The sequence below is a fragment of the Microbacterium sp. CCNWLW41 genome (assembly GCF_037083505.1).
The window spans coordinates 326,146-353,019 of sequence record NZ_JBAOJP010000004.1 but is presented as its reverse complement, the minus strand read 5'-3'; the positions used below and the strand labels follow the sequence as shown (position 1 = coordinate 353,019).

Here is a 26,874-nt window from a genome sequence, read left to right as displayed (position 1 = left end):
ATGGCGAAACGACTCCGAACCATCGTCCTGGGCGTCGTCGCCCTGGTGCTCGCCGCGGTCGCGGTCGCAGTGCCGTCGGCGGCGACGGCGGATGTGAACGACTTCCGCTACTCATCGTGGGACGCGCGCTACGAACTCGGCCTCGACGACGCGGGTCGCGCCTCGCTGCGGGTGACCGAGACGGTGGTCGCCGAGTTCCCCGAGACAGACCAGAACCGCGGCATCGTCCGGGGCCTGCCGGAGAAGTACCGCGGCGTGCCGATCTTCCCCACCGTGGTCTCCGTGCGGGACGCCGACGGCGCGTCGGTGCCGTACGAGACCGACTCGGAGGACGACGTCCTCTTCATCGCGATCGGGGACGACTCCTTCCAGCACGGCTCGACGACGTACGTCATCGAGTACACGATGCGCGATGTGGTGCACCGGCCGGACGACGCGGACGTCGACGAGTTCTACTGGGATCTGCTCCCGCTCGACAGCACGCAGCCGGTCGACGCGTTCCAGGCCACGATCGAGTTCTCCGACGCGCTGGCGGGCCACCTGACCGGCGATCGTTCGTGCTACCGGGGCGGCTACGGCTCGCGGGACACCTGCGAGATCGCCCCGGACGGAGCGGGCGGCTTCCGCGTCGGTGCCCGGGATCTGCCGGCGGGTGCCGGCATCACGGTCGCGTTCGCGATGGAGCCCGGGACCGTGACGCCGTCGCCGGCGAGCAGGCCGGACGCGGTGACCGACGTCGTGCCGTACGCGGTCGCCGGCGGTGGAGCGCTCCTGGTTCCGGTCCTGGGGGCCGTCGCGCGCGGCGCGGTCCGCCGTCGCCACCGCGCGCAGGGACGCGGTGTCGTCGTCGCGCAGTACGAGGTGCCGGCCGCCCTTCCGCCGCTGCTGGCCGGCGAGCTCCTCGGTGCCGCCTCGCGGGCGACCGCCGCCGAGATCGTGCATCTCGGCGTGCACGGCGCCCTCCGGATCGAAGAGGGCGGGAAGAAGCCGACGCTCACGCTCCAGGATCCCGCACGCATCCCCGACCCGCTGGACGGTGCGGCCCTCGCCGCGCTGTTCCCCGCTCGCGTCGCCGGGACGCGGCTCGACCTCGCCGAGCCCGACAACGCCGTGGCCGGACGCCTCTCCCGGCTGCCGAAGGCGGGCCGCGACGCCGCCGAGCGACGCGGACTGATCCGTCGGGCGCGCTCGCGCACGGCCGTCGTCATCGGCATCGCGGGCGTCCTCGCCGGTCTCGTCGCGATCGGGCTGAGCGCCCCGGGCCTCGTCGTCCAGCGCGACGCCGCCATCGCCGCCTTCGTGATCTCGATCCTGTTCACGGCGGTGCTGATCGTCATGGCCGTGGTGCTGTCGCAGCGCATGAGCCTGCTGACCCCGGCGGGAGCGGAGGCCTGGGAGCACCTTCAGGGCGCACGCGAGTACATCCGCCTCGCCGAGGCGGATCGGATCCGGATGCTCCAGTCCTACACGGGTGCCGAGCGGCGCCGGGACGGCCAGGCGGACGTGATCGTGCTGTACGAGCGCCTGCTCCCGTACGCCATGCTCTTCGGGATGGAGAAGGAGTGGGGCCGCGTGCTGGCCGTGCACTACGAGAGCGAGGACGCCGCCCCGTCCTGGTACACGGGGTACGCCATCGGGTCGCTGGGGTCCTCGCTGTCGCGCATGGGATCCTCGCTCCACGCCACGCCGGTCGCGTCCTCCTCGTCCTCCTCCAGCGGATCGTTCGGCGGAGGCTTCTCCGGCGGCGGAGGAGGCGGCGGCTTCTCCGGCGGGCGCTGACCGCCCGAGGGCGGAGCTAAGGGATCAGGGCGAAGGCACCGCCCGGATGCCCCTGGGCGAGCAGGCGCAGCGCCGCCGGCGCCTCGGCCAGGGGGAAGGTGCGCGACACCGGCACCTCCAGCTCGCCGCGCCCGGCGAGCTCCACGAGACGCCCTCGCGCGTCGTCGCGGAACCGGGCGCTGTCCGGCCGGGATCCGGCGATCCACCGGAACCCCTCGGCCGACGCGCGGTCCGCGGCGGCGATGGTCACGATCCGCGCCCGATCCTGCACGAGCGCGAGCGAGGCTTCCACGGCCTCGTCCGTGCCTACGGCATCCCACGCAGCGGACAAGGGCCGTCCGATCTCGGCGGCGAGCGTCCGCACTCGGTCGATCAGGCCCGGTCCGTAGAGGACGGGATGCCCGCCGAACCGGCGCACCCGGTCCGCTCCCGCAGCGCTCGAGGTCCCGATGACGACGGCGCCGATCCGCCGGGCCTGCTGCAGAGCGCTCATCCCGACCGAGCCGGACGCGCCGTGCAGGAGCACGAGGTCGCCGGCCGAGACCTCCGTCACGGCCAGCATCTCAGCCGCCGTCGTCCCCGCCAGCAGGATGTTCGCCGCCGCGGGATGGTCCATCCCCGCCGGCTTCCGGAAGGCCTTCGCGCCCGGGATCGTGAGCGCCGAGGCGTAGCCGCCCCGGACCCGGAAGGCGATGACCTCGTCCCCCAGCGCCGCCGGGCCGGAACCGATCCGGGTAACGGGCTCTCCGGCCGTCCCCGGACCGAGGGCGACGATCTCTCCCGAGACCTCGTAGCCGATCGGCACCGGCCACTCGACGGCGGGTCCGGTGGAGCGCGGTGCCGCGACGTGCTTCGCGTCCGCGGGGTTCACCCCCGCGGCGCGGACCCGGATGGTCACCTCGCCGGGTCCGGGATCGCGCAGCGGGGTCTCGATGAACCGCCAGGTCTCCGGGGCTCCCCAGGACGGGGCGACCCACTGTCGCGCCGTGCCGGCCATGTCAGAACCCGAGCCGGCCGAGCTGCTTCGGATCGCGCTGCCACTCCTTGGCCACGCGCACGTGCAGCCCCAGGAACACCCGCGTCCCGAGCATCTCCTCGATCCCCGCCCGCGCGCGCGAGCCGACGTCGCGCAGACGCGCGCCCTTGTGCCCGATGATGATCCCCTTCTGGCTGTCCCGTTCCACGACGATGCTGGCGTGCACGTCGAGGATGTCCGAGTCCTCGCGCGGGGCGACGTCGTCGATCGTGACGGCGATCGAATGCGGCAGCTCATCCCGCACGCCCTCCAGGGCCGCCTCCCGGATGATCTCGGCCATGCGGTCCTCGTCGGACTCGTCGGTCACCGTGTCCTCCGCGTACAGCGCGGGCCCCTCGGGCATGAGGGCGAGAAGCTCGTCGGCGAGCACGTCCAGCTGCAGACGGGTGAACGCGGAGAGCGGGATCACCGCCGCCCAGTCATCGCGGAGGGAATCGACCTCCATGAGCCGCTCGGTGATCTCGTCCCGCGCGGCGGCATCCGCCTTGGTGACGATCGCGACCTTCTTCGCGCGCGAGTAGCCGTCCAGCGATGCGGCGATGCGGCGGTCCCCGGGCCCGACCTTCTGGTCCGCGGGCACGCAGAATCCGATGACGTCCACGTCTCCCAGGACCTGCTCGACGAGATCGTTCAGCCGCTCCCCGAGCAGGGTGCGCGGGCGATGGATCCCCGGGGTGTCCACGATGACGAGCTGGCCGTCCGGGCGCGTCACGACACCTCGGATCGCGCGGCGCGTGGTCTGCGGCTTCTCGCTGGTGATCGCGATCTTCTCGCCCACCAGCGCGTTGGTGAGCGTGGACTTGCCGACGTTGGGCCTGCCGACGAACGTGACGAACCCGCTGCGGTGCGGCGATTCCACGCCGGCCCGCTCCGGGTGGGCCTGCTCGGGACCGGCCGGCTCGGCCCCCGCGTCGTGCTCAGTGTCCATGCTGGTCCTCCTCCTGCTGCTGCGCCTCTTCGCCCGGGGGCTCCTCCGCGCGCTCGACGAACACCGTCGCGAGCCCGCGGCCCCGTCCTCGGGACGTGCCCCCGGTGAGGACTAGCCCCCGAACGTTCGCGGTCGATCCGGGTTGCGGGATCCGGCCCAGTTCCTTGGCGAGGAGGCCCGCGATGGAATCGACGTCGTCGTCCTCGAGCTCCACGCCGAACAGGTCGCCCACATCCTCCAGGCTCGTGCGCGCGCTCACCCGGTATCGTCCGGGCGCGACGGCCACGACCTCGGCGATCGGCTGGTCGTACTCGTCGGCGATCTCCCCGACGAGCTCCTCGATGAGATCCTCCAGCGTGATGAGCCCGGAGATGCCGCCGTGCTCGTCGACGACCAGGCACACGTGCACGGCATCCCGCTTCATCTGCTGCAGCAGCGTCTCCGCGCGCATCGACTCCGGCACGAACGCCGGCGGGCGGGCGATCTCGCGCATCGTGGCGTTGCGCCACCCGGTCTCGTCGCGGAAGGCGAACTGGACGAGATCCTTCAGGTACAGCACGCCGACGACGTCGTCGGCATCGTCGTCGACGACCGGCACCCGGGAGACGCCGCGATCCAGGAACAGCGACATCGCCTCGGTCGGCGTGGCATCCGCATCCACAGTGACCATGTCGGTGCGCGGCACCATCACCGCCCGCACGAACTGATCGGTGAAGTCGAACACGGAATGGATGAGCTCGCGGTCGTCGGCCTCGATGAGGTCATGGGACGCGGCCTCGTCGACCATGCTCAGCAGCTGCTCCTCGGAGGCGAAGCTCGTCCGCCCTCCACCCGGGGTCACGCGCGCACCGAGCACGGCCAGCCCCTGCGCGAGCGGCCCCATGATGATCCGCAGGCCGCGGATCACCGGCGCGCACCCGCGCAGCATGGTGTCGGCGTGCCGGCGCCCGAAGGAGCGCGGGCTGGCGCCCACGAGCACGAAGGTGATGCCGGTCATCAGCACCGCGGCCGCCAGCATGGCCCACCAGATCTCGTCCAGCAGCAGCACGAACGCGACCGTCACGAGGACCGCGGCGGTGGTCTCGGACAGCACGCGGATGAAGGCGACGGCGTTCGCGTGCGGATCCGGATCCTGCGCGATGCGCTGGAGGGCCACGGCGTTTCGCCCATCGCCGCTCATCTCGACCAGATCCGAGCGTGAGGTCACGGAGAACGCGGCGTCGATGGCCGCCATCAGCCCGCCGAAGCCCACGAGCAGCACGGCGCCGGCGAGGAGGAGGAGCGCGGTGACGGTCATCGGCGGCGGCGTTCGGCGGCCGCGAAGCCGACGATCAGCTCCTTCTGGAGCCCGAACATCTCCCGCTCCTCATCCGGCTCGGCATGGTCGAAGCCGAGAAGGTGCAGGAGACCGTGCGTCGTCAGAAGGATCAGCTCGTCCATGAGGCTGTGGCCGGCGGCGACGGCCTGTCCCTCCGCGACCTGAGGACACAGCACGATGTCGCCGAGCAGCCCCGGGGGCGTCGGGCGGTCCACGGTGCCCGGCCGCAGCTCGTCCATCGGGAAGCTCAGCACATCGGTGGGACCGGGCTCGTCCATCCACTGCACGTGCAGGGCCTCCATGGCGCCCTCGTCCACGAGCACGATCGCGACGTCGGCGTCCGGGCTCACGTTGAGCTGGGCGAGGTTGTGCTCCGTCAGCCGCAGCAGCACCGTCTCGTCGACGTCGATGGCGGACTCGTTGTTGATCTCGATCATGAGCGTCCTCGTTTCGGCATGCGGTCCCGCGGCCCGCCCTGTGTCCCGTGCCCCCGCAGGGACGATCGCCGCTCCGCGCGATTGGCGAACTCCGCGGCCTGCTCACGCTCGGTCCGCGCCGCGAGGCGCTGCTCGTCGTACTCGCTGTAGGCGTCCACGATGCGGCCCACGAGCGTGTGCCGGACGACGTCGTCGCTGGTGAGCCGGGAGAAGTGGATGTCGTCGATGTCCTTGAGGACGCGCGTGACGAGCCGCAGACCGGATGCGCCCTGCGGCAGGTCGACCTGGGTGATGTCGCCGGTGACCACCATCTTCGTTCCGAAGCCCAGCCGGGTCAGGAACATCTTCATCTGCTCCGGCGTGGTGTTCTGCGCCTCGTCGAGCACGACGAAGGAGTCGTTGAGCGTGCGGCCGCGCATGTAGGCGAGCGGAGCCACCTCGATCGTCCCCGTGGCCATCAGCCGCGGCACGATCTCGGGGTCCATCATCTCGTTGAGCGCGTCGTAGAGCGGGCGCAGGTACGGATCGATCTTGTCGGTGAGCGTACCCGGGAGGAACCCGAGCCGCTCCCCCGCCTCCACCGCGGGGCGCGTGAGGATGATCCGCTCGACCTCCTTGCGCTGCAGCGCCTGCACGGCCTTCGCCATCGCGAGGTAGGTCTTCCCCGTGCCGGCGGGTCCGATGCCGAAGACGATCGTGTTCTCCTCGATCGCGTCGACGTACTCCTTCTGTCCGAGCGTCTTCGGGCGGATCACGCGTCCTCGAGAGGACAGGATGGCCTCGCCGAGCACCTCGCTCGGGCGCGGACCGTCGCCGCGGCCCAGGATGCGGGCGGACTGCGTCACGTCGGCGGGACCGAGATCGTGCCCGGACCTCGTCATCGCGATCAGCTCCTCCACGAGGGCGCGGGCCGCTGCCACGGCCTCCGAAGCGCCGGTGAGCGTGATCTCGTTCCCGCGCACGAGCACCTCCACCTCCGGGTGCTCCTTCTCCAGCACGCGCAGGAGCCGGTCCTGGGGTCCGAGCAGCTGGACCATCGCGATGCCGTCCGCCTCGATGCGCGCGGTGATACGGCGGTCTGCCGATTCGTCAGAAGCCAACGAGCTTGTTCTCCTCGATGTTGCCGAGCACATGGGCGTGCACGTGGAAGACGGACTGGGCGGCGCTCGCGCCGTTGTTGAAGATCAGGCGGTACTCTCCGTTCGCGTGCTCATCGGCGATCCGCTTCGCGGCCGCGACGAGCTCGGCGAGCAGACCGGGGTCGCCCGCCGCCAGCTCCGTGACGTCGCGGTACTCCTCGGTCTTCGGGATGACGAGCGCGTGGAGCGGCGCCTGCGGGTTGATGTCCCGGATCACGAACACGCGGCCGGTGTCGAGCAGGATCTCGCCGGGGATCTCGCCGTTCAGGATGCGTGTGAAGATCGAGGGCTCGGTCATGCGTGCCAGTCTATCCGCGCCGGTGTGCCCGCGTCCGTCCTCGCGGCGCCTCTGCTCACCAGCGTCCGAGCGCGGACGAGAGCAGGGCGATCGCGGCCGGACCCGCCGTGGAGGTGCGCAGCACGGTGTCGCCGAGCCGGACGCGCTCGGCGCCCGCGTCGCTGAGCCGCTCGAGCTCCTCCGGCGCGATGCCGCCCTCCGGGCCGACGACGAGGACGAGGTCTCGGTCATCGACCTCGATGGCCGAGAGCCGTCCGGGCGCGGTGGGGTCGAGGAGCAGCATCCGCTGAGCGGCCGCCCGCGCGACGAGGTCGGCGGTGCGCTCCGGGGCGGCGACGTCCGGGATCCAGGCGCGATGCGCCTGCTTCGCGGCCTCGCGCACGATGCTGCTCCAGCGCTCGCGCCCCTTGACCGCTTTGGCGCCCTCCCAGCGGGACACGCTGCGCGCGGCCTGCCACGGCACGATCTCGTCGGCCCCGAGCTCGCACGCCGCCTGCACGGCGAGCTCGTCCCTGTCCCCCTTCGCGAGCGCCTGCGCCAGGACGATCCGCGGGTCCGGACGGGGCAGCTCGCGTCGCTCGGCGATGCGCACGTCGACGCGCGCCGGCTCGACGTGCTCGGCGCGGCCTTCGAGCCAGACGCCCCGCCCGTCGCCGAGGGTCACGACCTCGCCGGGGCGGACGCGGCGGACCACCGCCGCGTGCTTGGCCTCCGCCCCGGTGAGCGAGACGACCGCACCCGGCTCGGCGCCCGCGGCGTCGTCGGTGAGGAAGTGCAGCGCCATGACCAGCCCCGATCAGCCGTTGCGGAAACGGTCGCGAAGCTTGGAGAAGAGCCCCTGATGGAACTCCGACAGCCGCGGGGACGGCGCCTTGGCGCGCTTGGCGAAGTCCTCGATCAACGCACGCTGCTTGCCGTCGAGCTTCGTCGGGGTGAGCACCTGGACGCCGACGCGCAGGTCTCCGCGCTGGCTGCCGCGCAGCGGGGTGATCCCCCGCCCCTTGATCGTCAGCACGTCGCCGGACTGGACGCCCGGGCGGATCTCCAGATCCACCGGCCCGTCCAGGCCGTCGATCGTCGTCGTGGCCCCCAGGATCGCATCGGTCATCGCGACCTCGAGCGTGGCGAGCAGATCGTCGCCCTCCCGGCTGAACGTCGGATGCGGCGTGACGGTGACCTCGATGTACAGATCGCCGTTCGGCCCGCCCGCGCGCCCGACCTCGCCGGACCCGGGAAGCTGCAGCCGGAGCCCGGTCTCGACGCCGGCGGGGATGTCGAGGCCGACGGTGCGCCGCGAACGGACGCGGCCCTGGCCGTTGCAGGTGGCGCAGGGATACGGGATGGTCGTGCCGTATCCCTCGCAGGATCCACACGGCGCCGTCGTCAGCACCGTGCCCAGCAGACCGCGGACCTGCTGCTGCACGTGGCCGGTACCGCGGCAGATGTCGCACGTGACCGGAGAGGTCCCCTCCTGGCAGCACGAGCCCTGGCACGTCTCGCAGAGGACCGCAGTGTCGACCTCGATGTCCCGGTGGACCCCGAACACCACGTCACCGAGCTCGAGGGTGATCCGCACGAGCGCGTCCTGTCCCCGCTCGCGCCGGGAACGCGGGCGTGCCGAGCGCCCGCCGCCGGCCGCTCCGAAGAAGGTCTCGAAGATGTCGCCGAACCCGCCGAACCCGCCGAATCCGCCACCGTTCTCGTCGCCGCCCATGTCGTAGCGGCGCCGCGCATCGGCGTCGCTGAGCACGTCATACGCGTGCGTCACGAGCTTGAACCGCTCGGCGGCCTCCTCGCTCGGGTTGACGTCCGGGTGGAGCTGGCGCGCCAGCCGCCGGTACGCCTTCTTGATCTCCTCCTCGCTCGCGTCACGGGACACGCCGAGGACCTCGTAGTGGTCAGCCACAGTCACCTTTCCGGACGGGCGTGCTCCGCCTCGTCCCCCGCGCGTCGCTCAGCGACCCGCCTCATCCTCGTCGAGCAGCCGCGACAGATAGCGGGCCACGGCCCGCGCCGCCGCGAGGTTGCTCGGATAGTCCATGCGCGTCGGGCCCATGACGCCGACCCGCGCCGTCCCGCCCGGCGACATGTAGTTGCTCGCCACGATCGACGCCTCGGGCAGCCCGAAGGCCTCGTTCTCCGCGCCGATGCTCGCGGCGAGCCCCTGCTCGTCCGTGACCATCTCGCTCATCAGCCGCAGCAGCGTCACCTGCTCCTCGATCGCCTCCAGGAGCGGATGGATGCTGCCGCGGAAGTCGTGCTCCCGGCGGGCGAGGGTCGCCGCGCCCGCCATCACCAGCCGTTCCTGGCGGAACTCCTCCAGCTCCTCGGACACGGCACGGACCAGCGCGGCCTGGGCGATCCCGAGCGGAGTTGTCTCCGGGGCGTCCTGGAGGGCCGCGATCCCTTCGAGGCCCCGGCGCACCGATCGGCCCGTGAGCAGGACCGTGAGGCGTGCCCGCACGACGGCGATCTCGGCGTCGTCGAGGTCGGCGGGAAGAGTCACGATGCGCTGCGAGACCCCGCCGGCATCCGTGACGAGCACGGTCAGCAGGCGGTTCGGCGCCAGGGCGACCAGCTCCACGTGCGTCACGTGCGCCCGCGCGAAGGACGGATACTGCGCGAGCGCCACCTGGCCGGTCAGCCGGGTCAGCACCCGCACCGTCCGCACCATGAGGTCGTCGAGATCGGCGGGATCCGTCAGGAACGCGGTGATCGCGGAGCGCTGCGCGCTCGAGAGGGGGCGCAGCTGCGCCAAGTGGTCGACGAAGACCCGGTACCCCTTGTCGGTCGGCACTCGGCCCGACGACGTGTGGGGCGCGACGATCAGGTCCTCGTCCTCCAGCTGCGCCATGTCGTTGCGGATGGTTGCCGCGGAGACGCCGAAGGCATGGCGCTCGACGATCGACTTGCTGCCGACCGGCTCGTTCGTCTCGACGAAGTCCTCCACGATGGCGCGGAGGACCTGGAGGCCCCGTTCACTGACCATCCGCCCTCCTTCGCTGGCACTCGCCCGTACTGAGTGCCAATTCTACTCGGTTCCGCCGGAAACGCTCCCCGCCGCACCGCCGCGGGCGTCCTCCTCCCGTCGAGCCGCGATCAGCGCCGCCCGCAGCTGGGCGGCCCCCGTGAGCGTGGTCGCGTCCCACCCGCACAGGACGGCGATGCGGCCGAGACGGTAGTCGACCGTGTTCGGGTGCACGTGCAGAGCCGCCGCCGTCCTCCTCCTGTCCCCCTCCAGCGCCAGGTAACGCCGCGCCGTGAGGACGAGGTCCTCGCTCAGCGGTTCCAGGGAGCGAGCGAGGGCCTGCCGCGCAGGCCCGGGACGGGAGCTCTGGTAGTCGAGCAGCATCGCGTCCAAGGTCGCGACGCGTCCGGTCCCGCCGATGTCGTCCCGGACGAGCGCAAGGGCGAGCAGCTCCTCCGCGACGCCGACCGCGTCGGCCACCCCGGCCGGCGACGCCTCGCTCCAGCCTGCTGCGGACCGGTCTCCGAAGGCCGCCGCCAGACTCTCGCCGATCCGCTCCGCCACGCCCGGTCCCCGCACCGGGACGAGGGCCGTGCCGCCCGCGGACGTGAGCACCGCCAGCACCTCCTCGCCGGGGACCGCGGCGTCGATCGCCGCGCGCAGGCGTTGGACGTCCCGTCGCGCGGCGACGTCGTCCGGCGCCCCGGCGGGCTCTCCCACGATCCGCACCGCCAGCACGCCGTACCGATCCGCGAGCGGCCGTCCGGACCGGTGCGCCGCGGAGACCGCGTCCCCACCCTGGGTCAGCGCGGTGAACAGGGCGAACCGCCCCTCCCTCTCCCCCGCGTGCACGACGGTCCAGACGCGTTCCTGGTCCTCCGCAAGAGCGCCGCCGATCCGCTCCAGAAGACGCATCAGCCGCACGCCGGCGTCCGCCACCGCCGACGCCTCGTCCGACGCCGCGCGCTCGCGCACGAGCGCCCAGACCTCCTGGATCCCGCGGTGGTACGCGGTCATGACGGAGGCGAGCGAGGCGCCCTCTTCGAACCGCCGGATCGCAGAGGCGCGGATCAGCTCCAGGTCCGCCTCGCGCCCGGCGAGGACATCGGCGACCGCCCGGAGGCTCTGCGCCACGGACCACCGGATGTCCGCGGCGATCGACGTCGCACCCATGCCGTGGGCCGCCGGGTCGGTCGGCGCGATCGCTGCGATGACCCGGTCGACGAGCTCCCGGGAGTCGCGGACCTCGGCAGAGAGGTCGCGCTCGGAGAGTCGGATAGCGGATGTTGTCATGCATCACAAGCTACGCCCCGTGAGTTCCGGATTCCGCCCACTGGTCCGAGTGAGGACTGTGACCGACCATGAGAGAAACCCCCGAAGAAAGGTCGACGATGACCGCCTCCGCGCTTCCCACGGCCCCGGCCGCCGCCGACGTCCGACCCTCCGAGAAGGCGGGCTATCTCGCCGCCAACCTCGGCAACATCGTGCTGTCCACCGTGATCGGGTCCTTCCTGCTGATCTACCTGACCGACCACGTCGGCATCGGCGCGGCCGCGGTCGGCACGCTCCTGCTGGTCGCGCGCATCGTCGACGGGGCGACCGACCCGCTGATGGGGTACCTCGTCGACCACCTGCCGCGGACGCGCTGGGGCCGGTTCCGGACATATCTCCTCCTCGGCGGCGGCGTCGCCGCGGTGAGCTTCGCGGCGCTGTTCCTCGTGCCGGGGTGGGCCGGCGGCGCGCTCCTGGCGGCCTGGATCACGTATCTCGTCTGGGGAATCGCCTTCGATCTCATGGACATCCCCTTGAACGCGCTGCTGCCGACCATGAGCGCGTCCCCGCGCACCCGCGGTCGTCTCGCCGCGATCAAGGGCGCGACGTACCTGCTCGGCACCGTGCTGGTGATCGGGGTGTCCCTCCCCCTCGTCTCGCTGCTCGGCGGAGGTGCTGCGGGGTGGCAGGTCTACGCCGTCGTCGTCGCCGTCGTCTCGTTCGCGCTCACCGCGACCGGCGCTCTCCTGACCCGGGAGCGGGTGACGCCCGTCCATAGCGAGAGATACGGCCTCCGCGACCTGCGGGCGCTGTTCTTCTCCTCCCGTGCCGTCCCGGTGCTCCTCGTCTCCAAGCTCGCCACGAGCGCCGGCAACGCCGCCCTGATGGCCGGGATCCCGTTCTTCTTCACGTACTACGCGGGAAGCGCCGGGCTCGTCAGCGCGGTGGCCCTCGTGATGGCCGCGCCGATGGTCATCGGCAGCATCGGCGGCCCGCTCATCGGCCAGCGGGTCGGGTTCAAGCCCGCCTATCTCGCCAGCCTCGCCGTCGCCGCCGTCGGGATCGGCTCGATCCTCCTGCTCCCCGGTCTTCCCGGATCCGTCTACCTCGTCTGTTTCGGCGCGGCCGGACTGGGCTTCGGCGGCGCCGTGGCCCTCAACTACGCGCTGCTGGCCGAGCTGACCGACCACGTGGAGCTGCGCGGCGGGTTCCGGACCGAAGGCGCGCTCGCCTCGATCGGCTCGTTCGCCGCCAAGGCCGGCGCCGGGATCGGCGGCGCCCTGGTCGCCTACGTCCTCGCCGTCACCGGCTACGTCCCCGGCGGCGAGCAGACGCCGCTGTCGCTCATGGGGATCGCCCTGGCCCAGTCCGGCGTTCCCGTGGCGCTCGTCCTGCTCGGAGGTCTCGTGTTCCTGGCCTACCCCATCACCCGCGACGAGGCGGCGCGCACCCGGGCCGCCCTGGCAGAGAGGAATCGCCCATGAGCACCGCGACCTGGCCACGGCAGAGGACGGCGCGCCCGTGGCGCGGCCGGTGGATCTGGTCGCGGACCACGGGCCTCGTCGTCCCCGGGCCCGAGGAGCCCCTCGGGGCTCTCGACCCCGGGACGTCGGACCAGCGCGTCCTGCTGCGCCGGTCCTTCACCCTCCCGTCGGCCCCCGGCCGCGCGACGCTGTTCGCCACGGCCGATGCGCGCTACGCCGCCTGGATCAACGGGGAGCGGGTCGGTTCGGGGCCGGCACGTCATGACGCCGACGCGCTCACGTACGACGAGTGGGACGTCACGGCTCTGCTGCGCCCCGGCCGGAACACCATCGCCGTCCTGGCACGCTTCTACGGCCACCCCGTCCCGTGGTGGACCCCGTCCCGGGCGTCGCACACGATGGGCGCCGGGGCCTTCGCCGCGGAACTGGAGGCCGACGGCGAGGGAATCGTCGCGACCGACGCGGAGTGGATCGCCTGCGACGCGGACGCGTGGACGCCCGCCGCGCCGCAGGGCGTCCTCGCGTCGCAGCCCGCCGAGCTCTTCGACGCCCGGCGTCTGGACCCGGACTGGACCACGCGACCGGATCCCTCCGGTGCGTGGCACCCGGCGAGGGAGATCCGCGAGCAGTCGATCATCGGCCCCCGCGGCCGCACCACGCCGGGCGGTGAGCCGTACGGCGCGGTGCTCCCGCGGCAGGCCCCCGCCCTCGCGGAGACGCCCCTGGCGCTGCCGACCGGCGAGCTGGCCCGCAGCGGGAGCGACGCCGTCGCCGCGACGACCGAGCAGCTCGTCGCCGCGCTCGCGGACGACATCTCCACCGGACGCGTCACCGTCCTCGACGTCGGCCGCATCGTGTCCGGCCGACTGCGGCTGACGTTCGCCGGGACCGCCGGCGACATCGTCCGCGGCGGTCTCCTCGAGGCGGTGGGACCGGCTGCGTTCGAGAGCGCCGCCCCGCTGCAGCTCGTGCTCCGCGACGGCGAGACCGTGATCGAGCCCTTCGATCTCGTGGCCGGACGCTTCCTGGTCCTCAGCGCCTCATCCGCCGGGCCGCTGCCGCGGCTCATCCGTGCGGAACTCGTGGAGACGCACCGACCGCGCCACGGTGCCTCGTTCTCCAGCAGCGACGAGCTCATCGACCGGATCGTGGGGGTGAGCCTGCGCACCGTCGACCTCAGCGCGGCGGACGCGTACCTCGACTGCCCGACCCGCGAACGCCGCGCCTGGACAGGGGACGCGGTGGTCCATCAGAGCGTCGATCTCGTCGCCAACGCGGACTGGTCCCTCGCAGCGTGGAACCCGCAGCTGCTCGCGCGGCCCCGTTCGGACGGGATGCTCCCGATGGCGGCGGCCGGGGACTTCGCCTCACCCCGGATCCCTCCGATCCCGGACTGGGCACTGCACTGGATCGCCTCCGTCCACAACCTCTTCCGGTACACCGGCGACCGCGGGCTCGTCGGCGGCCTGCTGCCGACGGTCGAGGGTGTCCTCCGCTGGTTCCTGCCCTATCTGCGGGACGGACGGCTCGTCGACGTTCCCGGGTGGGTTCTCATCGACTGGTCGCCGGTGCAGGTGCGCGGATCGAGCGCCGCGCTCACCGCGCTATGGGCGCGCGCGCTGAGACAGTTCGCCGAGATGGCCTCGTGGCAGGGAGACCGGGGACGCGCCGACTGGGCGGACGGCCTTCACGCCGCCGTACGAGACGGGTTCGAGGCCTATTGGGACGAGGCCCGTGGCGCGTACCGCGACAACATCCTCCCCGACGGGTCCCTCGGCTCCGGTGTCAGCGAGCACGTCGCCGCCGCGGCGGTCCTCGCCGGCGTCCTCCCGGACCATCGACGGCGCGGCGTCCTCCGCCTCCTCACCGACCGCGCCGTCATGTTCACCCGGAGTCCGCTCGCCGACCATGGTGCCGATCAGCGGGGCCCGAGCGCGGGCTCGCCGGTGTGGCGGCGGGACGAGCCGGACTGGGACACCGAACGGCTGGTCGTGGGCGCGCAGCCGTTCTTCCGCTCCCTCGTGCATGCCGCGGTCGCGGAGCTCGGCGGCGATCTCCTGCCCCTGTACCGGGACTGGGACCAGCTCCTCGCGACGGGACCGACCGCTCTCCGGGAGTGCTGGGAGGGCGGGTCGTACTGTCACGGCTGGTCCGCGACGGTCGCGCACGACGTCATCGTGCACACCCTCGGGGTGACGCCGGAGCTCCCCGGATACGAGCGGGCGCGGGTCGCACCGAGGCCCGAGACGCTGGAGCGTGTCCGCGCGGTCGTTCCGACTCCGCACGGCGCCATCGACGTGCGCGTGGAGGGCGACGCACTGACCGTCGCGACGCCCGTGCCCACCACCGTCCGGTGGAAGGGCAAGGAGCACGACCTCGGCCCGGGAACGCACGTACTGTCCGGAGCCGTACGATGACGAGCGTGAGCGATGCCGTCGAGGTCCGTCTGTCCCTGGGTACCGTACGCGGCGAGGAGATCGCCGGAGTCCACCGATTCCTCGGGATCCCCTATGCCGCGGCCCCGTTCGGCGAGAACCGGTTCCGCTCCCCGCAGCCGGCTCCCGCCTGGGAGGGCGTCCGGACGGCCACCGCCTTCGGCGCGACCGCCCCGCAGTCCCCGTACGGGGGTGCGACCGCCGAGCTGCTCGGATCGGTCCGGATCGAGGGCGACGAGATCCTCACCGCGAACGTATGGGCCCCGTCGTCGGCGTCCGGGGCGCCCGTCGTGCTCTGGATCCACGGCGGGGCGCTGGAGCGCGGCACCGCCGCCCTGACGATCTACGACGGCACTCCGTTCGCCCGCGCCGGCATTGTCTTCGTCTCGATCAACTACCGGCTCGGCGCCGAGGGCTTCTCCGTCCTGGACGATGCGCCTCGCAATCTCGGCCTCCAGGACGCGGCGGCCGCCCTGCGCTGGGTCCACCGCGAGATCGCGGCGTTCGGCGGCGACCCCGCACGGATCACCCTGATGGGCGAGTCCGCGGGCGGCGCCCTGGTCGCCGCGCTGCTGACCCGAGACGACACCCGCGGACACGTGGCCGGGGCCATCATCCAGTCCGGGCCGCTCGACGCCCAGACACCGCAGAAGGGCGGCCGCATCACCGCGCAGCTGGCGAAACTGCTGGGCGTCGGGACGGATCGCGCGTCGTTCGCCGCGGTGTCGCCGGACCGCCTGCTCGACGCACGCCGCCGTCAGTCCGCGGGATCGTCCCCGCTCGGGGGCGCGCCGGGCTATCAGCTCGTGATCGATCCGGAGACGCTCCCCCGCCAGCCGCGTGAGGCGGTGGCGGACGCGGGGATACCCGTCCTGATCGGCACGAACACCGACGAGTATCGCCTCTGGTTCACCCCGGAATCCCTCGCGGAGATCCGTCCGGCGAAGCTGCTGCTCGCCCGCCTCGCGCTGCGGATCCCCGGACGCGCCGTCCGCGCGTACCGCGCCGACGCGCCGGGCGCCTCGACCGGCGAGATCTTCGGACAGCTCGCGACCGACATGCTGCTGCGTGCCCCGATGACCCGTGCCGCACGGGCGCGCCGCTCCCCGACCTACGTCTACGAGTTCGCGTGGCGCAGTCGCGTCCGCGACCTTCGCGCCGCGCACGCCCTGGAACTGGGCTTCGTCTTCGATGCGCTGGCGGATCCCGAGTCGCAGCGCATGACCGGCGCGGACGCCCCGCAGGAGCTGGCCGACGACATGCACTCGGCCTGGGTGCGGTTCATCCGCGAGCAGGATCCGGGGTGGCCCGCATTCGACGAGCGCCGCACGACCCGGCTCTTCGACGCGGCGTCCGCCACGGTGCCCCAACGGCGCACCTCAGGTCTCGATCTGCTTCCCTGAGCGGTTCGGCCCGCCCTGCTCGCCCGTCGGCCGGTCAGTCAGTCGGCCGGTCAGTCGGTCAGGGTGCGCACGACCGCGTCCGCCAGCAGGCGCCCGCGCCGCGTGAGCACGAGCAGCCCGCGCACGGCGGCGCCGCCTTCAGCGAGACCGTCGGCGATGAGCCCGGCCACCCGTGGCCGCACCGCGTCGGGCAGGACCTCCAGCGGCAGCCCCTCGGCCAGGCGGGATCCGAGCAGGATGCGCTCCAGCAGCGCGGCCTGCGCATCGGGCCGCTCGGTGCCGGCGGCCGGCGACTCCCCCGCCGCCAGGCGCTGGGCGTACGCGGCCGGGTGCCGCACGTTCCACCAGCGCAGGCCCGCGACATGACTGTGGGCGCCGGGACCGAAGCCCCACCAGTCCGAACCGCGCCAGTACGCGAGGTTGTGCCGGGAGCGCTGGTCGGCGCTGCGCGCCCAGTTGCTCACCTCGTACCAGCCGAGACCCGCCGCTGTCAGCCGCTCGTCGGCCAGCTCGTACATGTCCGCCTGAAGATCGTCGTCGGGAGCGGCGACCTCACCGCGGCGGATCTGGCGGGCGAGCTTGGTGCCGTCCTCGATGATCAGGGCGTAGGCCGACACGTGGTCGGGCTCGAGCGCGACCGCCGCGTCCACCGAGGCGCGCCAGTCGTCCAGGGTCTCGCCGGGGGCGCCGTAGATGAGGTCGACGCTGACGGACAGGCCCGCTTCCCGCGCGGCCTCGACCGCCGTGCGCACGTTCTCCGGGCGATGGGTCCTGTCCAGCGCCGCGAGCACGTGCGGCACCGCCGACTGCATGCCGATCGACATCCGGGTCACCCCCGCGGCCGCGAGCTCCCGCGCGACCGGCGCCGTGACGGTGTCGGGGTTCGCCTCGACGGTGACCTCGGCGCCCGCGCGCAGCCCGAACGCGTCCACGGCACCGGCCAGCATGCGGGCGAGGTCCCCGGGCGGCAGGAGCGTGGGCGTGCCACCGCCGAAGAAGACCGTGTCCATGGGCCGCAGCGCGCCCCGCTCCGCCAGAACGCCGCGGGCCAGCGCGACCTCCTGAAGCAGCGTGTCCGCGAACGTGTCCTGACGGGCGCCGCGCAGCTCGGAGGCGGTATAGGTGTTGAAATCGCAGTATCCGCAGCGGACCCGGCAGAACGGGACGTGCAAGTACGCCGAGAAGGGCGTCGACGCGTCGAACGGCAGGTCCTCCGGCAGACGGCCGTCGGCCGGGGCGGGATCGCCGAGTGGAAGGGGCCCGGCCATCAGCGCCGACCCCTCATCGTGCGGCGCTCACAGCGGCGTCGTGTACAGCGGCGAGATGGCGCGCAGGTAGCGGGCGAACAGCTCGCGTCGACGACGGCGCACGAGCGCCGGGATCGTCCGGTACAGGAAGGCGTTGGGCCGGTCGAAGGCGCGGACGGTGAACCAGACCTCGTCGGTGTCCTCGCGCCAGTCCAGGTCGAACGACTCCTCGCCGCTCACCACGGACCCGCCGACGGTGCCGAGCACGAAGCCCACCCGCCGCGGCTCCTCCGTCACGGAGATGACGCGCAGCTCGGCATCCGCACGCATCCCGCCCGCTCGCCCGCGCACACGCAGGGTCATGCCGGGGCCGACGAACGGCGTGCCGTCGGCGTCGAAGCGCTGTTCGACCTCGTTCTTGCTCGGCGCGATGGGCGTGCCCTCGGCGTCGAAGCTGACGCCCGCGTAGGCCGGGCCGGACGCCGGCCGCAGATCCTCGATCTCGAGACCCGCGGCCCGCTGCGCGGTCCATGACAGCAGAGCCTCGCTGGCGACGCGGAACCGCTCCTCGCCACTGCCGATGCGCCACGACTCCTCGGCGGGAAGACTGTGCTCCGGCGGATACTGCATGAGGTCGGGGGCGTGAGTGGCCCCCACGGCGGCATAGTCCACCGTGCCTTCTCGGAAAGTCCCGCGACGCATGAGACCAGCCTACTTGCCGACCTCTCGGCGCTCACTCAGGTTCTCCACATTGTGCGCCGTTCGCGTCGCCGCCGGTCCTCGTCGCGCGTCTCCGGCGCAGCGTCCGCGGCGAACATGGCCCCTTCTCCCAGGCTGCGCCTTCTGCGACCCTGCGTCCGCTGGTGGCAATGCTCCTCTAGAGGAACATGATGCGTCGGGGTGGTGGGTGGGTGTAGGTGCGTTGGAGGGGGCTGGTCCATTGGATGGTGCCGTCGGGGTGTTGTCGTGCGGTCCATCGGTGGGCGTCCGGGATGTCGGGGTGTTTGAGGGCGTGGTGGGTCGGGCAGAGGTGGGCGAGGTTGGTGAGGGTGGTGGGTCCGCCTCGGGCGTGGTCGTGGGTGTGGTCGATGTCGCAGTGGTGCGCGGGGGTGGTGCAGCCGGGGAATCGGCAGTGTTGGTCGCGGGCGCGGAGGTGGCGGCGCATGGGGATGGTGGGCGTGTAGGTGTCGGTGTGCGTGAGGATGCCGTCGGGGCCCAGGAAGAGGCGGGTCCATCCGGTGTGTCGGCCGGCGAGGGCGCGGGCGAGGTCGGGGTGGAGGGGGCCGTGGTCGTCGAGTTCGGCGGGCCGGTCGTCGTGTCCGGCGAGGGTGGTCGCGGCGACGGTGACCTGGATGTGCGCCTGGATGCGGTCCAGCCCTGTGCCGTGGATGGGGGTGGGGTCGGCGGCGAGGAGCAGGTCGGTGAACAGGTCCGCGCGGACCTGATCGGCTGTCCGCCCATCCACGACATCGGCGGTGACCGCGGTGCTCGTGGGTTCTGCAGCATCGGTGGTGTCGGAAGCGGAGGGAACGGTGAGGTCCAGGGCCTCAGCGGCGTTGGTGGTATCGGCGTTGATGACGTCCCTGGTGTCAGTTTCGTTGCCGGGGGTGGTGTCCGGTGCCGGACGGCGGCGGATGTGGTGGGACATGCGGGTGAGGCGGTCCATGATCGCGACGGCGTAGACCTCGGGGATCACCGCGGTGATCAACGCGAGACCGTCATCGAGGGACCGGATCGTGACGCACCGGTCCGGCCAGGCCGCACGATGCCGCTCCACCACCGCGGCAGGTGCCAGGGCGGCGGCGACCTGCCGCGCCAGCACCCGGGTCCGTGCCGGCGACTCATGCTCCGCGACCTCCAACACCGCCGCCTGAAAGAGCGTCAACACCTCGGGGTCCGCCGAGCCCGAGACGATCGCGTCGCGCAGGATGCGCGACGCGTGCACGATCTCCCGCACATGCGCAGCGGTGATCGTCCCTTCCGGCCACCGCTCCTTCACGTCCGGCAGCTGCGCGGCCAGGACCTCGGCGTCGGCGAAGGCCCGCTCCACCGTCCCCCGCGACACCCGCCCCGCCGCGGCATACTCCGCGACCATCGACCGGCGAATACTGTCACGATGCACCGGCTGAGCTCGCACATCACCCTCGAACAGGGTCACCCGCTCCGCCAACAACGCCGAGGCCTCCGCCTCCAACCGGGCGATCTGCCGACGCGTCGCCACCCACGCATCCAACAACCCCTCCCGCGAACGAGCGGTAGAGGACGGGGCCGGGGTGGGCATGACCCCAGATTAGAACATACATACGACACTCGGGTGGGGGTGTGGACAACTACAGCGACCGGGAGGAAGCCGTGGGCGCGCGCGTTTCGACTCGCTGCGCTCGCTCAACGACCGGGAGGAGGCGGACCGAACAGGTGAGAGTGCGTTTCGACTCGCTCCGCTCGCTCAACGACCGGGGCGGGCGCAGGAGAAGGTCCTTCCTTGCCGGGCGCTCCGTCAGCGTCTCGTCGACGCCGATTCACGGACCGCGTCGCTCACCACGCGCACGTACGCGGCCATGGTCCGATGCTGCAGGATCCGCAGGGCCGGGGTGACGACGCGCCAGCGCCACGTGGCAGGGCACGAGATCGAGCGGGCGGTGAAGCGGCCCGCCTCATCGAGGACGAACGACTCCTCGCCGTACAGCGGGTGTCCCGGCATCGCCTCGTAGCCGAAGCCCCGGGCCCCCGCCCACACCACGCGCACCGGCTCGTCGAACCGCTTCCCGAACACGCGGAGGGACAACGTGCCGACCTGCCCCGGCGCGGGCGCCGCCTCGGGCGCGCCGAAACCGACCCGGCGCTTGAAGTCCCACGTCGAGATCAACGACGCCACCGCGGTCCGCGCCGCGGGCGGAACCTCCGTGGAGCGCTCGATCAGCCGCATCCCCCGGGGAACGCGCTGCACCGGCTCACGGGTGATCCCGCGCGGATACGCCGGTCGGCGCATCGGACTACTTCTTGTCCTTGCCTTCGACGTCCCCGGACAGCGCGGCGATGAACGCCTCCTGGGGGACCTCGACGCGCCCGACCATCTTCATGCGCTTCTTGCCCTCCTTCTGCTTCTCCAGGAGCTTGCGCTTACGAGTGATGTCGCCGCCGTAGCACTTCGCGAGCACGTCCTTGCGCATGGCGCGGATGGTCTCGCGGGCGATGATCCGGGCGCCGATGGCGGCCTGGATCGGCACCTCGAACTGCTGGCGTGGGATGAGCTTGCGCAGCCGTTCTGCCATCATCGTGCCGTAGGCGTAGGCCTTGTCGCGGTGGACGATGGAGCTGAAGGCGTCCACCTTGTCCCCCTGGAGCAGGATGTCGACCTTCACGAGGTCCGCTTCCTGCTGCCCGGACGGCTCGTAGTCGAGCGAGGCATAGCCCTGGGTCTTGGACTTGAGCTGGTCGAAGAAGTCGAACACGATCTCGCCGAGCGGCATGTTGTAGCGCAGCTCCACGCGCTCCTCGGAGAAGTACTCCATCCCGAGCAGCGATCCGCGGCGCGACTGGCACAGCTCCATCACCGTGCCGACGTAGTCCTTGGGCAGCAGGATCGCGGCCTTGACCATGGGCTCGGCCACCGAGGCGACCCGCCCGTCCGGGTATTCGCTGGGGTTGGTGACGGTGACCTTCTCCCCCGTGTCGGTGGTGACCTCATAGATCACGCTCGGCGCCGTCGTGATGAGGTCCAGGCCGAACTCACGGGACAGGCGCTCGGTCACGATCTCCAGGTGCAGCAGCCCGAGGAACCCGCAGCGGAAGCCGAAGCCCAGCGCGACCGACGTCTCCGGCTCGTACTGCAGCGACGCGTCGGAGAGCTTCAGCTTGTCCAGCGCCTCGCGGAGCTCGGCGTAGTCGCTCCCGTCGATCGGGTACACACCGGAGAAGACCATGGGCTTGGGGTCGGTGTAGCCCGCCAGCGCCTCGGCGGCGGGCTTGCGGGCGTTCGTGACGGTGTCGCCCACCTTGGACTGGCGCACGTCCTTCACGCCGGTGATCAGGTAGCCCACTTCGCCCACGCCGAGGCCCTTCGTCGGCACCGGCTCCGGGCTGGACACGCCGATCTCCAGCAGCTCGTGGGTCGCCCCGGTGGACATCATCTGGATCCGCTCGCGCGGCGACAGGCGGCCGTCGACCATCCGGACGTACGTCACCACGCCGCGGTACGAGTCGTACACGGAGTCGAAGATCATCGCCCGCGCCGGCGCCTCGGCGTCGCCGACCGGGGCGGGGATCTCCGTGACCAGGCGGTCCAGCAGGTCCTCCACGCCGACGCCCGTCTTTCCCGACACGCGCAGCACGTCCTCCGGGCGCCCGCCGATGAGGTCGGCGAGCTCCTTGGCGAACTTGTCCGGGTCCGCGGCCGGAAGATCGATCTTGTTGAGCACCGGGATGATGTGCAGATCGTTCTCGAGGGCGAGGTAGAGGTTCGCGAGCGTCTGCGCCTCGATCCCCTGTGCCGCGTCGACGAGGAGGATCGCGCCCTCGCAGGCGGCGAGCGACCGCGACACCTCATAGGTGAAGTCCACGTGGCCCGGGGTGTCGATCATGTTCAGGGCGAACGTCTCGCCATCGAGCTGCCACGGCATCCGCACCGCCTGGCTCTTGATCGTGATGCCGCGCTCGCGCTCGATGTCCATGCGGTCGAGGTACTGCGCACGCATGTCCCGATCGGCGACGACGCCCGTGATCTGGAGCATGCGGTCGGCGAGGGTCGACTTGCCGTGGTCGATGTGGGCGATGATGCAGAAGTTGCGGATCTGCGCAGCGGGCGTCGAGGCCGGCTGGAGAGGGGTGAGGGCGCGGGGTGACATGGGTTCCTGAGCGGGTCGAAGGGATCCGGACGATTCTACGTGAGGCCCGCCTCATCGCGATCCGGCGGCGGCGGTGATAGTCTCGCGAAGTTGCCGCGGGGCGAAACCGAGTTCCGCACGCGACTGTGCTCCGTCTCATCCGGTTGCGCTCCCACCCCGGGGCGCGGACGGCGTGAGAACGGCTTCGACCCAGCGCCGCGTCGGAGAACCCGTGCGGCGACTGCGAAGAGAGAAAGAACACCGTCTTGATCAAGTATCTGCTCCGCCGACTTCTCGGCTGGCTCCTCATGATCGTGGTGGCGACGAACCTCACGTATTTCCTCGCGTGGGGCTTCCTGCACCCGCGTAGCAACTACGTGGGACGGCGCCCGCCCCTCAGCGACGAAGAGATCGAGAAGCTGCTCGCGCCTCGAGGCCTCAGCGAGGCGACACCTCTGCTCGAGCGGTGGTGGAACTGGTTCACCGGCATCGTCCTGCGCTGGGACTGGGGAGTAAGCCCCGTCGGGCAATCCGTCAACGATCAAGTGGCGTACCGGATGTGGGTCTCCGCGGAACTCGTCATCGGGGGCACGATCATCGCTGCCGTTCTCGGCATCGCGCTCGGTGTCTACACGGCCTCCCGGCAGTACAAGCTTGGAGACCGGATCGGCCAGGCCACCTCGATCATCACGATGAACATCAACATCGTCGTCGCCGCGCTGGGAATCGTGCTCCTCGCGATCGCGTTCAACGACCTGGTCGGTACGCGGGTCTTCTTCGTGACCGGTTCGGGCAGCAAGAACGTCGAGGGCTTCTTCCCGTTCATCGTCGACAAACTGCAACACCTCACGCTGCCGACGATCGCCCTGGTCGTGATCAGCTACGCCCAGTACCACTTCCTGCAGCGCTCGCTCCTGCTGGACAACATCAAGGCGGACTACGTCCGGACCGCCCGTGCAAAGGGTCTCACCAAGCCGCAGGCCGTGCGCAAGCACGCCCTGCGTACCTCGCTCATCCCCGTCGCCACGCAACTCGCGTTCACGATCCCGACGGTGTTCACCGGAGGGATCCTGACGGAGTCGATCTTCGGCTGGAACGGAATGGGCCGCTATTTCACGGACACCATCAGCAAGAACGATGTCCACGGCGTGGTCGCCATCGCCGCCTTCGGAGCGGTCCTCACCGCGATCGGAGCAATTCTCTCGGACATCGCCGTTGTCGTTCTTGATCCGCGAGTGAGGGTGAGCTGACATGACCGCGAACACCATCCAGCCCCCGGTCGGCCCCGATACCACGGCCGCGCGCCTGCCCCGCAAGCGCATGTCCACCCTGGAGCTGTACTACCGACGGTTCATTCGGAACCGGCCGGCCGTCGTCGGGGTCTTCATCTTCCTCGCGCTCGTGCTCTTCTCGATCATCGGCCCGCTCGTGGCGAAGTACGACCACATCTACCTCGACTTCCTCAACCTCGGCACTCCGCCGTCGAGTGATCACTGGTTCGGCACGACCGCTTCAGGCAACGACCTGTTCGCGCAGGTCGCGATCGGCACGCAGCGATCTCTCATGATCGCCGTCGCTGTCTCCGTCGGCACCACGGTGATCTCCGCTGTCGTGGGCACCGCAGCGGCGTACTTCGGCGGGATCTTCGAGCGCGTCACGCTGCTGATCATCCACTTCCTCCTCGTGGTCCCGACCTTCCTCATCCTCGCCCTCGTCTCGAACAGTGCAGGGGGCGACTGGCGCATCATCGCCCTGGTCATGATCTTCACCGGCTGGTTCTTCCCGGCCCGGGTGATCTGGACGATGGCCCTTTCTCTGCGTGAACGCGAGTACGTGCACGCCGCGCGCTACATGGGCGTTCCCGGCATGAAGATCGTGCTCCGCCACCTCCTGCCGAACATCGGCTCGCTCCTGGTCATCAACTTCACCCTCGGCATCGTCAGCGCCGTCATGGCGGAGACCGGCCTGTCCTTCATCGGCTTCGGCGTGAAGATCCCGGACGTGTCGCTGGGTTCGCTCATCGGCACCGGCGCCGGGTCCGTCACAAGCGCCCCTTGGACGTTCTACTTCCCCGCCGCGGCTCTCACCCTGCTCACCGTCTCCATGGCCCTCGTCGCCGATGGCCTGCGCGACGCCCTCGATCCCACCTCTGCGGCGGGAGGCCGCGCATGACCGCTCCTCTGCTCTCTGTCCGAGACCTTCACGTCAGCTTCGCCTCCGAGGCCGGCCGCGTCGACGCCGTCCGCGGCGTATCCTTCGACCTCGAGGAGGGCCGCACGCTCAGCATCGTCGGTGAGTCCGGTTCGGGCAAGTCCGTGACGTCGCTGGCGATCATGGGACTTCTCGACGACAACGCGAAGGTCACCGGGTCGATCCGGTTCGACGGGCAGGAGCTCGTCGGGAAGACCGACAAGCAGATGTCGACGCTGCGCGGCAACGGGATCGCGATGATCTTCCAGGACCCGCTCACCTCGCTGACCCCGGTGTTCACCGTCGGCGACCAGCTGATCGAGGCGCTCACGGTACATCGCAGCATGTCGGCCGCGCAGGCCACGGAGCGCGCGATCGAGCTCCTCCGCCTCGTCGGGATCCCGAGTCCCGAGCGGCGCATGAAGTCCTTCCCGCACGAGTTCTCCGGCGGTATGCGACAGCGCGTGGTCATCGCCATCGCGATGGCGAACAACCCGAAGCTGATCATCGCCGACGAGCCGACGACCGCTCTCGACGTGACGATCCAGGCCCAGATCCTCGACCTGATCGGCACTGCGCAGCGGGAGACCGGTGCCGCGGTCATGATGATCACCCACGATATGGGGGTCGTCGCGAAGACCGCCGATGACGTGCTCGTCATGTACGCCGGACGCCCGGTCGAGCAGGCTCCCGTCCGGGAGCTGTTCCACCAGACGCGTATGCCCTACTCGATCGGGCTCCTCGGCGCGATCCCCCGGATCGACAAGGCCGAGAAGGAGCCGCTCGTCCCCATCAAAGGCAACCCTCCGCTCCTGGTCAACCTGCCCGACGCCTGCCCCTTCGCGGCACGCTGCCCGATCGCTGTCGAGGCCTGCCGGACCGCTGAGCCCCCACTGCGACCGATCGCGACCGACGGCGGCGGCGAGCACCTCGTCGCCTGCATCCGCGCGGAGGAGATCGACGACGACGGGCTCATCGGGGGGCGTCCCGTCTACCCGGTCCCCGAGATCCCGGAGGCCGCAATCGACCGCGTTCCTCGTGAGGACCGGCCGATCACGCTCGACGTTCAGAACATGCGCAAGACCTTCCCGCTCCTCAAGGGCGCGGTGCTCAAGCGCAAGGTCGGCGAGGTGCACGCCGTCAAGGGCCTCACGTTCGACATCCGTGAGGGCGAGACGATGGCGATCGTGGGCGAGTCCGGATGCGGCAAGACCACGACCCTGCTGCAGATCATGGACCTGGTCAAGCAGACCGACGGCGAGATCACCATCGGCGGGACCAAAGTCTCCGAGTTGCACGGCGGCCGTGCCGAGAGAGAACTCCGTCGCGACATCCAGATCGTGTTCCAGGACCCCATGGGCGCTCTCGATCCGCGCATGACCGTCACCGACGTCATCGCCGAGCCGCTGCGCGCCATCGGCGTCTCGCGCGACGAGGCGAACGCGCGCGTGGACGAGCTGATGGACCTCGTCGGCCTCGACCCGGCCCACGCCAACCGCTTCCCCGGCGCCTTCTCCGGTGGCCAGCGCCAGCGCATCGGCATCGCCCGCGCCCTCGCGACCAACCCGAAGATCGTCGTCCTCGACGAGCCGGTGTCGGCGCTGGACGTGTCGATCCAGGCGGGAGTCATCAACCTGCTGGACGAGCTCAAGGTGAAGCTCGGCCTGTCCTACCTGTTCGTGGCGCACGATCTCTCGGTCGTCCGCCACATCGCAGACCGGGTGGGCGTGATGTACCTCGGCGAGTTCGTCGAGCACGGTGACGTCGACGCGGTCTTCGACGACCCGCAGCACCCGTACACACAGGCGCTGCTGTCGGCCATTCCGATCCCCGACCCGGACATCGAGCGCACCAGGGAACGGATCGTCCTGCAGGGCGACCTGCCGAGCCCGACCGAGAAGCTCACCGGCTGCTCGTTCGTGACCCGGTGCCCGCTGTACAAGATCCTTCCCCCCGAGCAGCAGACCCGCTGCGAGACGGTGGAACCCGCCCTGACCGGCGGACCCGACCACAGGAACGCGTGCCACTACCGCTGAGAATCGGAACGGTAACGGTTTGCGATCCCTACCCCGGATCGTCCGTGGCACGTGGTTATCCTGCCCTCATCCCCTGAAAGA

General features: G+C 71.2%; 22 protein-coding genes. 7 read left to right on the top strand and 15 right to left on the bottom strand.

The window, feature by feature from the left end; genetic code table 11:
* A complete protein-coding gene (locus V6R91_RS16830) occupies positions 1–1,779 on the top strand; it encodes a DUF2207 domain-containing protein (protein WP_336396169.1) in 1,779 nt (592 codons plus the stop codon).
* 16 nt (positions 1,780–1,795) lie between these two features.
* On the opposite strand, the gene V6R91_RS16825 is transcribed toward V6R91_RS16830, so the two are convergent.
* From V6R91_RS16825 to V6R91_RS16780, 10 genes are read right to left on the bottom strand one after another with little or no spacing between them, the layout of a single operon-like run.
* Entirely contained in the window at positions 1,796–2,776 is a 981-nt protein-coding gene (locus V6R91_RS16825) for a quinone oxidoreductase family protein (protein WP_336396168.1), read from the bottom strand.
* Between the two features lies 1 nt (position 2,777).
* The gene (gene era, locus V6R91_RS16820) at positions 2,778–3,743 is read right to left on the bottom strand and encodes a GTPase Era (RefSeq protein ID WP_336396167.1); all 966 of its coding nucleotides are present in this window, start codon (positions 3,741–3,743) and stop codon (positions 2,778–2,780) included.
* Positions 3,733–5,040, bottom strand: coding sequence for a hemolysin family protein (locus V6R91_RS16815; RefSeq protein WP_336396166.1), 1,308 nt, complete (start codon positions 5,038–5,040; stop codon positions 3,733–3,735). The genes era and V6R91_RS16815 overlap by 11 nt, the downstream gene beginning before the upstream one ends.
* On the bottom strand, positions 5,037–5,498 hold the full coding sequence (gene ybeY / locus V6R91_RS16810) for an rRNA maturation RNase YbeY (RefSeq protein ID WP_336396165.1): 462 nt from the start codon (positions 5,496–5,498) through the stop codon (positions 5,037–5,039). Before ybeY ends, V6R91_RS16815 begins: the two co-directional genes overlap by 4 nt.
* Entirely contained in the window at positions 5,495–6,535 is a 1,041-nt protein-coding gene (locus tag V6R91_RS16805; RefSeq protein ID WP_231821507.1) for a PhoH family protein, read from the bottom strand. Before V6R91_RS16805 ends, ybeY begins: the two co-directional genes overlap by 4 nt.
* Positions 6,536–6,587: 52 nt before the next feature.
* The gene (locus V6R91_RS16800; RefSeq protein ID WP_067242665.1) at positions 6,588–6,935 is read right to left on the bottom strand and encodes an HIT domain-containing protein; all 348 of its coding nucleotides are present in this window, start codon (positions 6,933–6,935) and stop codon (positions 6,588–6,590) included.
* A gap of 55 nt (positions 6,936–6,990) precedes the next feature.
* Positions 6,991–7,719, bottom strand: a complete 729-nt coding sequence (locus tag V6R91_RS16795) for a 16S rRNA (uracil(1498)-N(3))-methyltransferase (RefSeq protein ID WP_336396164.1) — start codon at positions 7,717–7,719, stop codon at positions 6,991–6,993.
* Between the two features lie 12 nt (positions 7,720–7,731).
* Complete coding sequence (gene dnaJ, locus V6R91_RS16790; RefSeq protein ID WP_336396163.1) at positions 7,732–8,841, bottom strand: molecular chaperone DnaJ; 1,110 nt, start codon at positions 8,839–8,841, stop codon at positions 7,732–7,734.
* A gap of 48 nt (positions 8,842–8,889) precedes the next feature.
* The gene (hrcA, locus tag V6R91_RS16785; RefSeq protein WP_067242670.1) at positions 8,890–9,924 is read right to left on the bottom strand and encodes a heat-inducible transcriptional repressor HrcA; all 1,035 of its coding nucleotides are present in this window, start codon (positions 9,922–9,924) and stop codon (positions 8,890–8,892) included.
* Between the two features lie 42 nt (positions 9,925–9,966).
* Positions 9,967–11,196: a PucR family transcriptional regulator gene (locus V6R91_RS16780; protein ID WP_336396162.1), complete on the bottom strand. Its 1,230-nt coding sequence runs from the start codon at positions 11,194–11,196 to the stop codon at positions 9,967–9,969.
* Between the two features lie 98 nt (positions 11,197–11,294).
* Here V6R91_RS16780 and V6R91_RS16775 point away from each other — a divergent pair, with 98 nt between their 5' ends.
* From V6R91_RS16775 to V6R91_RS16765, 3 genes are read left to right on the top strand one after another with little or no spacing between them, the layout of a single operon-like run.
* Entirely contained in the window at positions 11,295–12,659 is a 1,365-nt protein-coding gene (locus V6R91_RS16775) for an MFS transporter (protein ID WP_336396161.1), read from the top strand.
* Complete coding sequence (locus tag V6R91_RS16770; protein WP_336396160.1) at positions 12,656–15,076, top strand: alpha-L-rhamnosidase-related protein; 2,421 nt, start codon at positions 12,656–12,658, stop codon at positions 15,074–15,076. Before V6R91_RS16775 ends, V6R91_RS16770 begins: the two co-directional genes overlap by 4 nt.
* Entirely contained in the window at positions 15,073–16,497 is a 1,425-nt protein-coding gene (locus tag V6R91_RS16765; RefSeq protein ID WP_336396159.1) for a carboxylesterase/lipase family protein, read from the top strand. The genes V6R91_RS16770 and V6R91_RS16765 overlap by 4 nt, the downstream gene beginning before the upstream one ends.
* A gap of 50 nt (positions 16,498–16,547) precedes the next feature.
* On the opposite strand, the gene hemW is transcribed toward V6R91_RS16765, so the two are convergent.
* From hemW to lepA, 5 genes are all read right to left on the bottom strand, one after another.
* Entirely contained in the window at positions 16,548–17,765 is a 1,218-nt protein-coding gene (hemW, locus tag V6R91_RS16760) for a radical SAM family heme chaperone HemW (protein WP_336396158.1), read from the bottom strand.
* A gap of 27 nt (positions 17,766–17,792) precedes the next feature.
* A complete protein-coding gene (locus tag V6R91_RS16755) occupies positions 17,793–18,446 on the bottom strand; it encodes a DUF1990 family protein (protein ID WP_271061890.1) in 654 nt (217 codons plus the stop codon).
* Between the two features lie 175 nt (positions 18,447–18,621).
* Positions 18,622–19,965, bottom strand: a complete 1,344-nt coding sequence (locus V6R91_RS16750; protein ID WP_336396157.1) for an HNH endonuclease signature motif containing protein — start codon at positions 19,963–19,965, stop codon at positions 18,622–18,624.
* Between the two features lie 276 nt (positions 19,966–20,241).
* Entirely contained in the window at positions 20,242–20,733 is a 492-nt protein-coding gene (locus V6R91_RS16745) for a DUF1990 family protein (RefSeq protein ID WP_336396156.1), read from the bottom strand.
* A 4-nt stretch (positions 20,734–20,737) separates the two neighbouring features.
* Positions 20,738–22,588, bottom strand: a complete 1,851-nt coding sequence (lepA, locus tag V6R91_RS16740) for a translation elongation factor 4 (protein ID WP_231820683.1) — start codon at positions 22,586–22,588, stop codon at positions 20,738–20,740.
* A gap of 245 nt (positions 22,589–22,833) precedes the next feature.
* Between lepA and V6R91_RS16735 the strand changes: the two genes are divergently transcribed.
* From V6R91_RS16735 to V6R91_RS16725, 3 genes are read left to right on the top strand one after another with little or no spacing between them, the layout of a single operon-like run.
* On the top strand, positions 22,834–23,817 hold the full coding sequence (locus V6R91_RS16735; protein ID WP_231820682.1) for an ABC transporter permease: 984 nt from the start codon (positions 22,834–22,836) through the stop codon (positions 23,815–23,817).
* Between the two features lies 1 nt (position 23,818).
* On the top strand, positions 23,819–24,739 hold the full coding sequence (locus V6R91_RS16730) for an ABC transporter permease (RefSeq protein ID WP_336396155.1): 921 nt from the start codon (positions 23,819–23,821) through the stop codon (positions 24,737–24,739).
* Positions 24,736–26,793, top strand: coding sequence for an ABC transporter ATP-binding protein (locus tag V6R91_RS16725; RefSeq protein ID WP_336396154.1), 2,058 nt, complete (start codon positions 24,736–24,738; stop codon positions 26,791–26,793). Before V6R91_RS16730 ends, V6R91_RS16725 begins: the two co-directional genes overlap by 4 nt.
* The last annotated feature ends 81 nt before the right edge of the window (positions 26,794–26,874 follow it).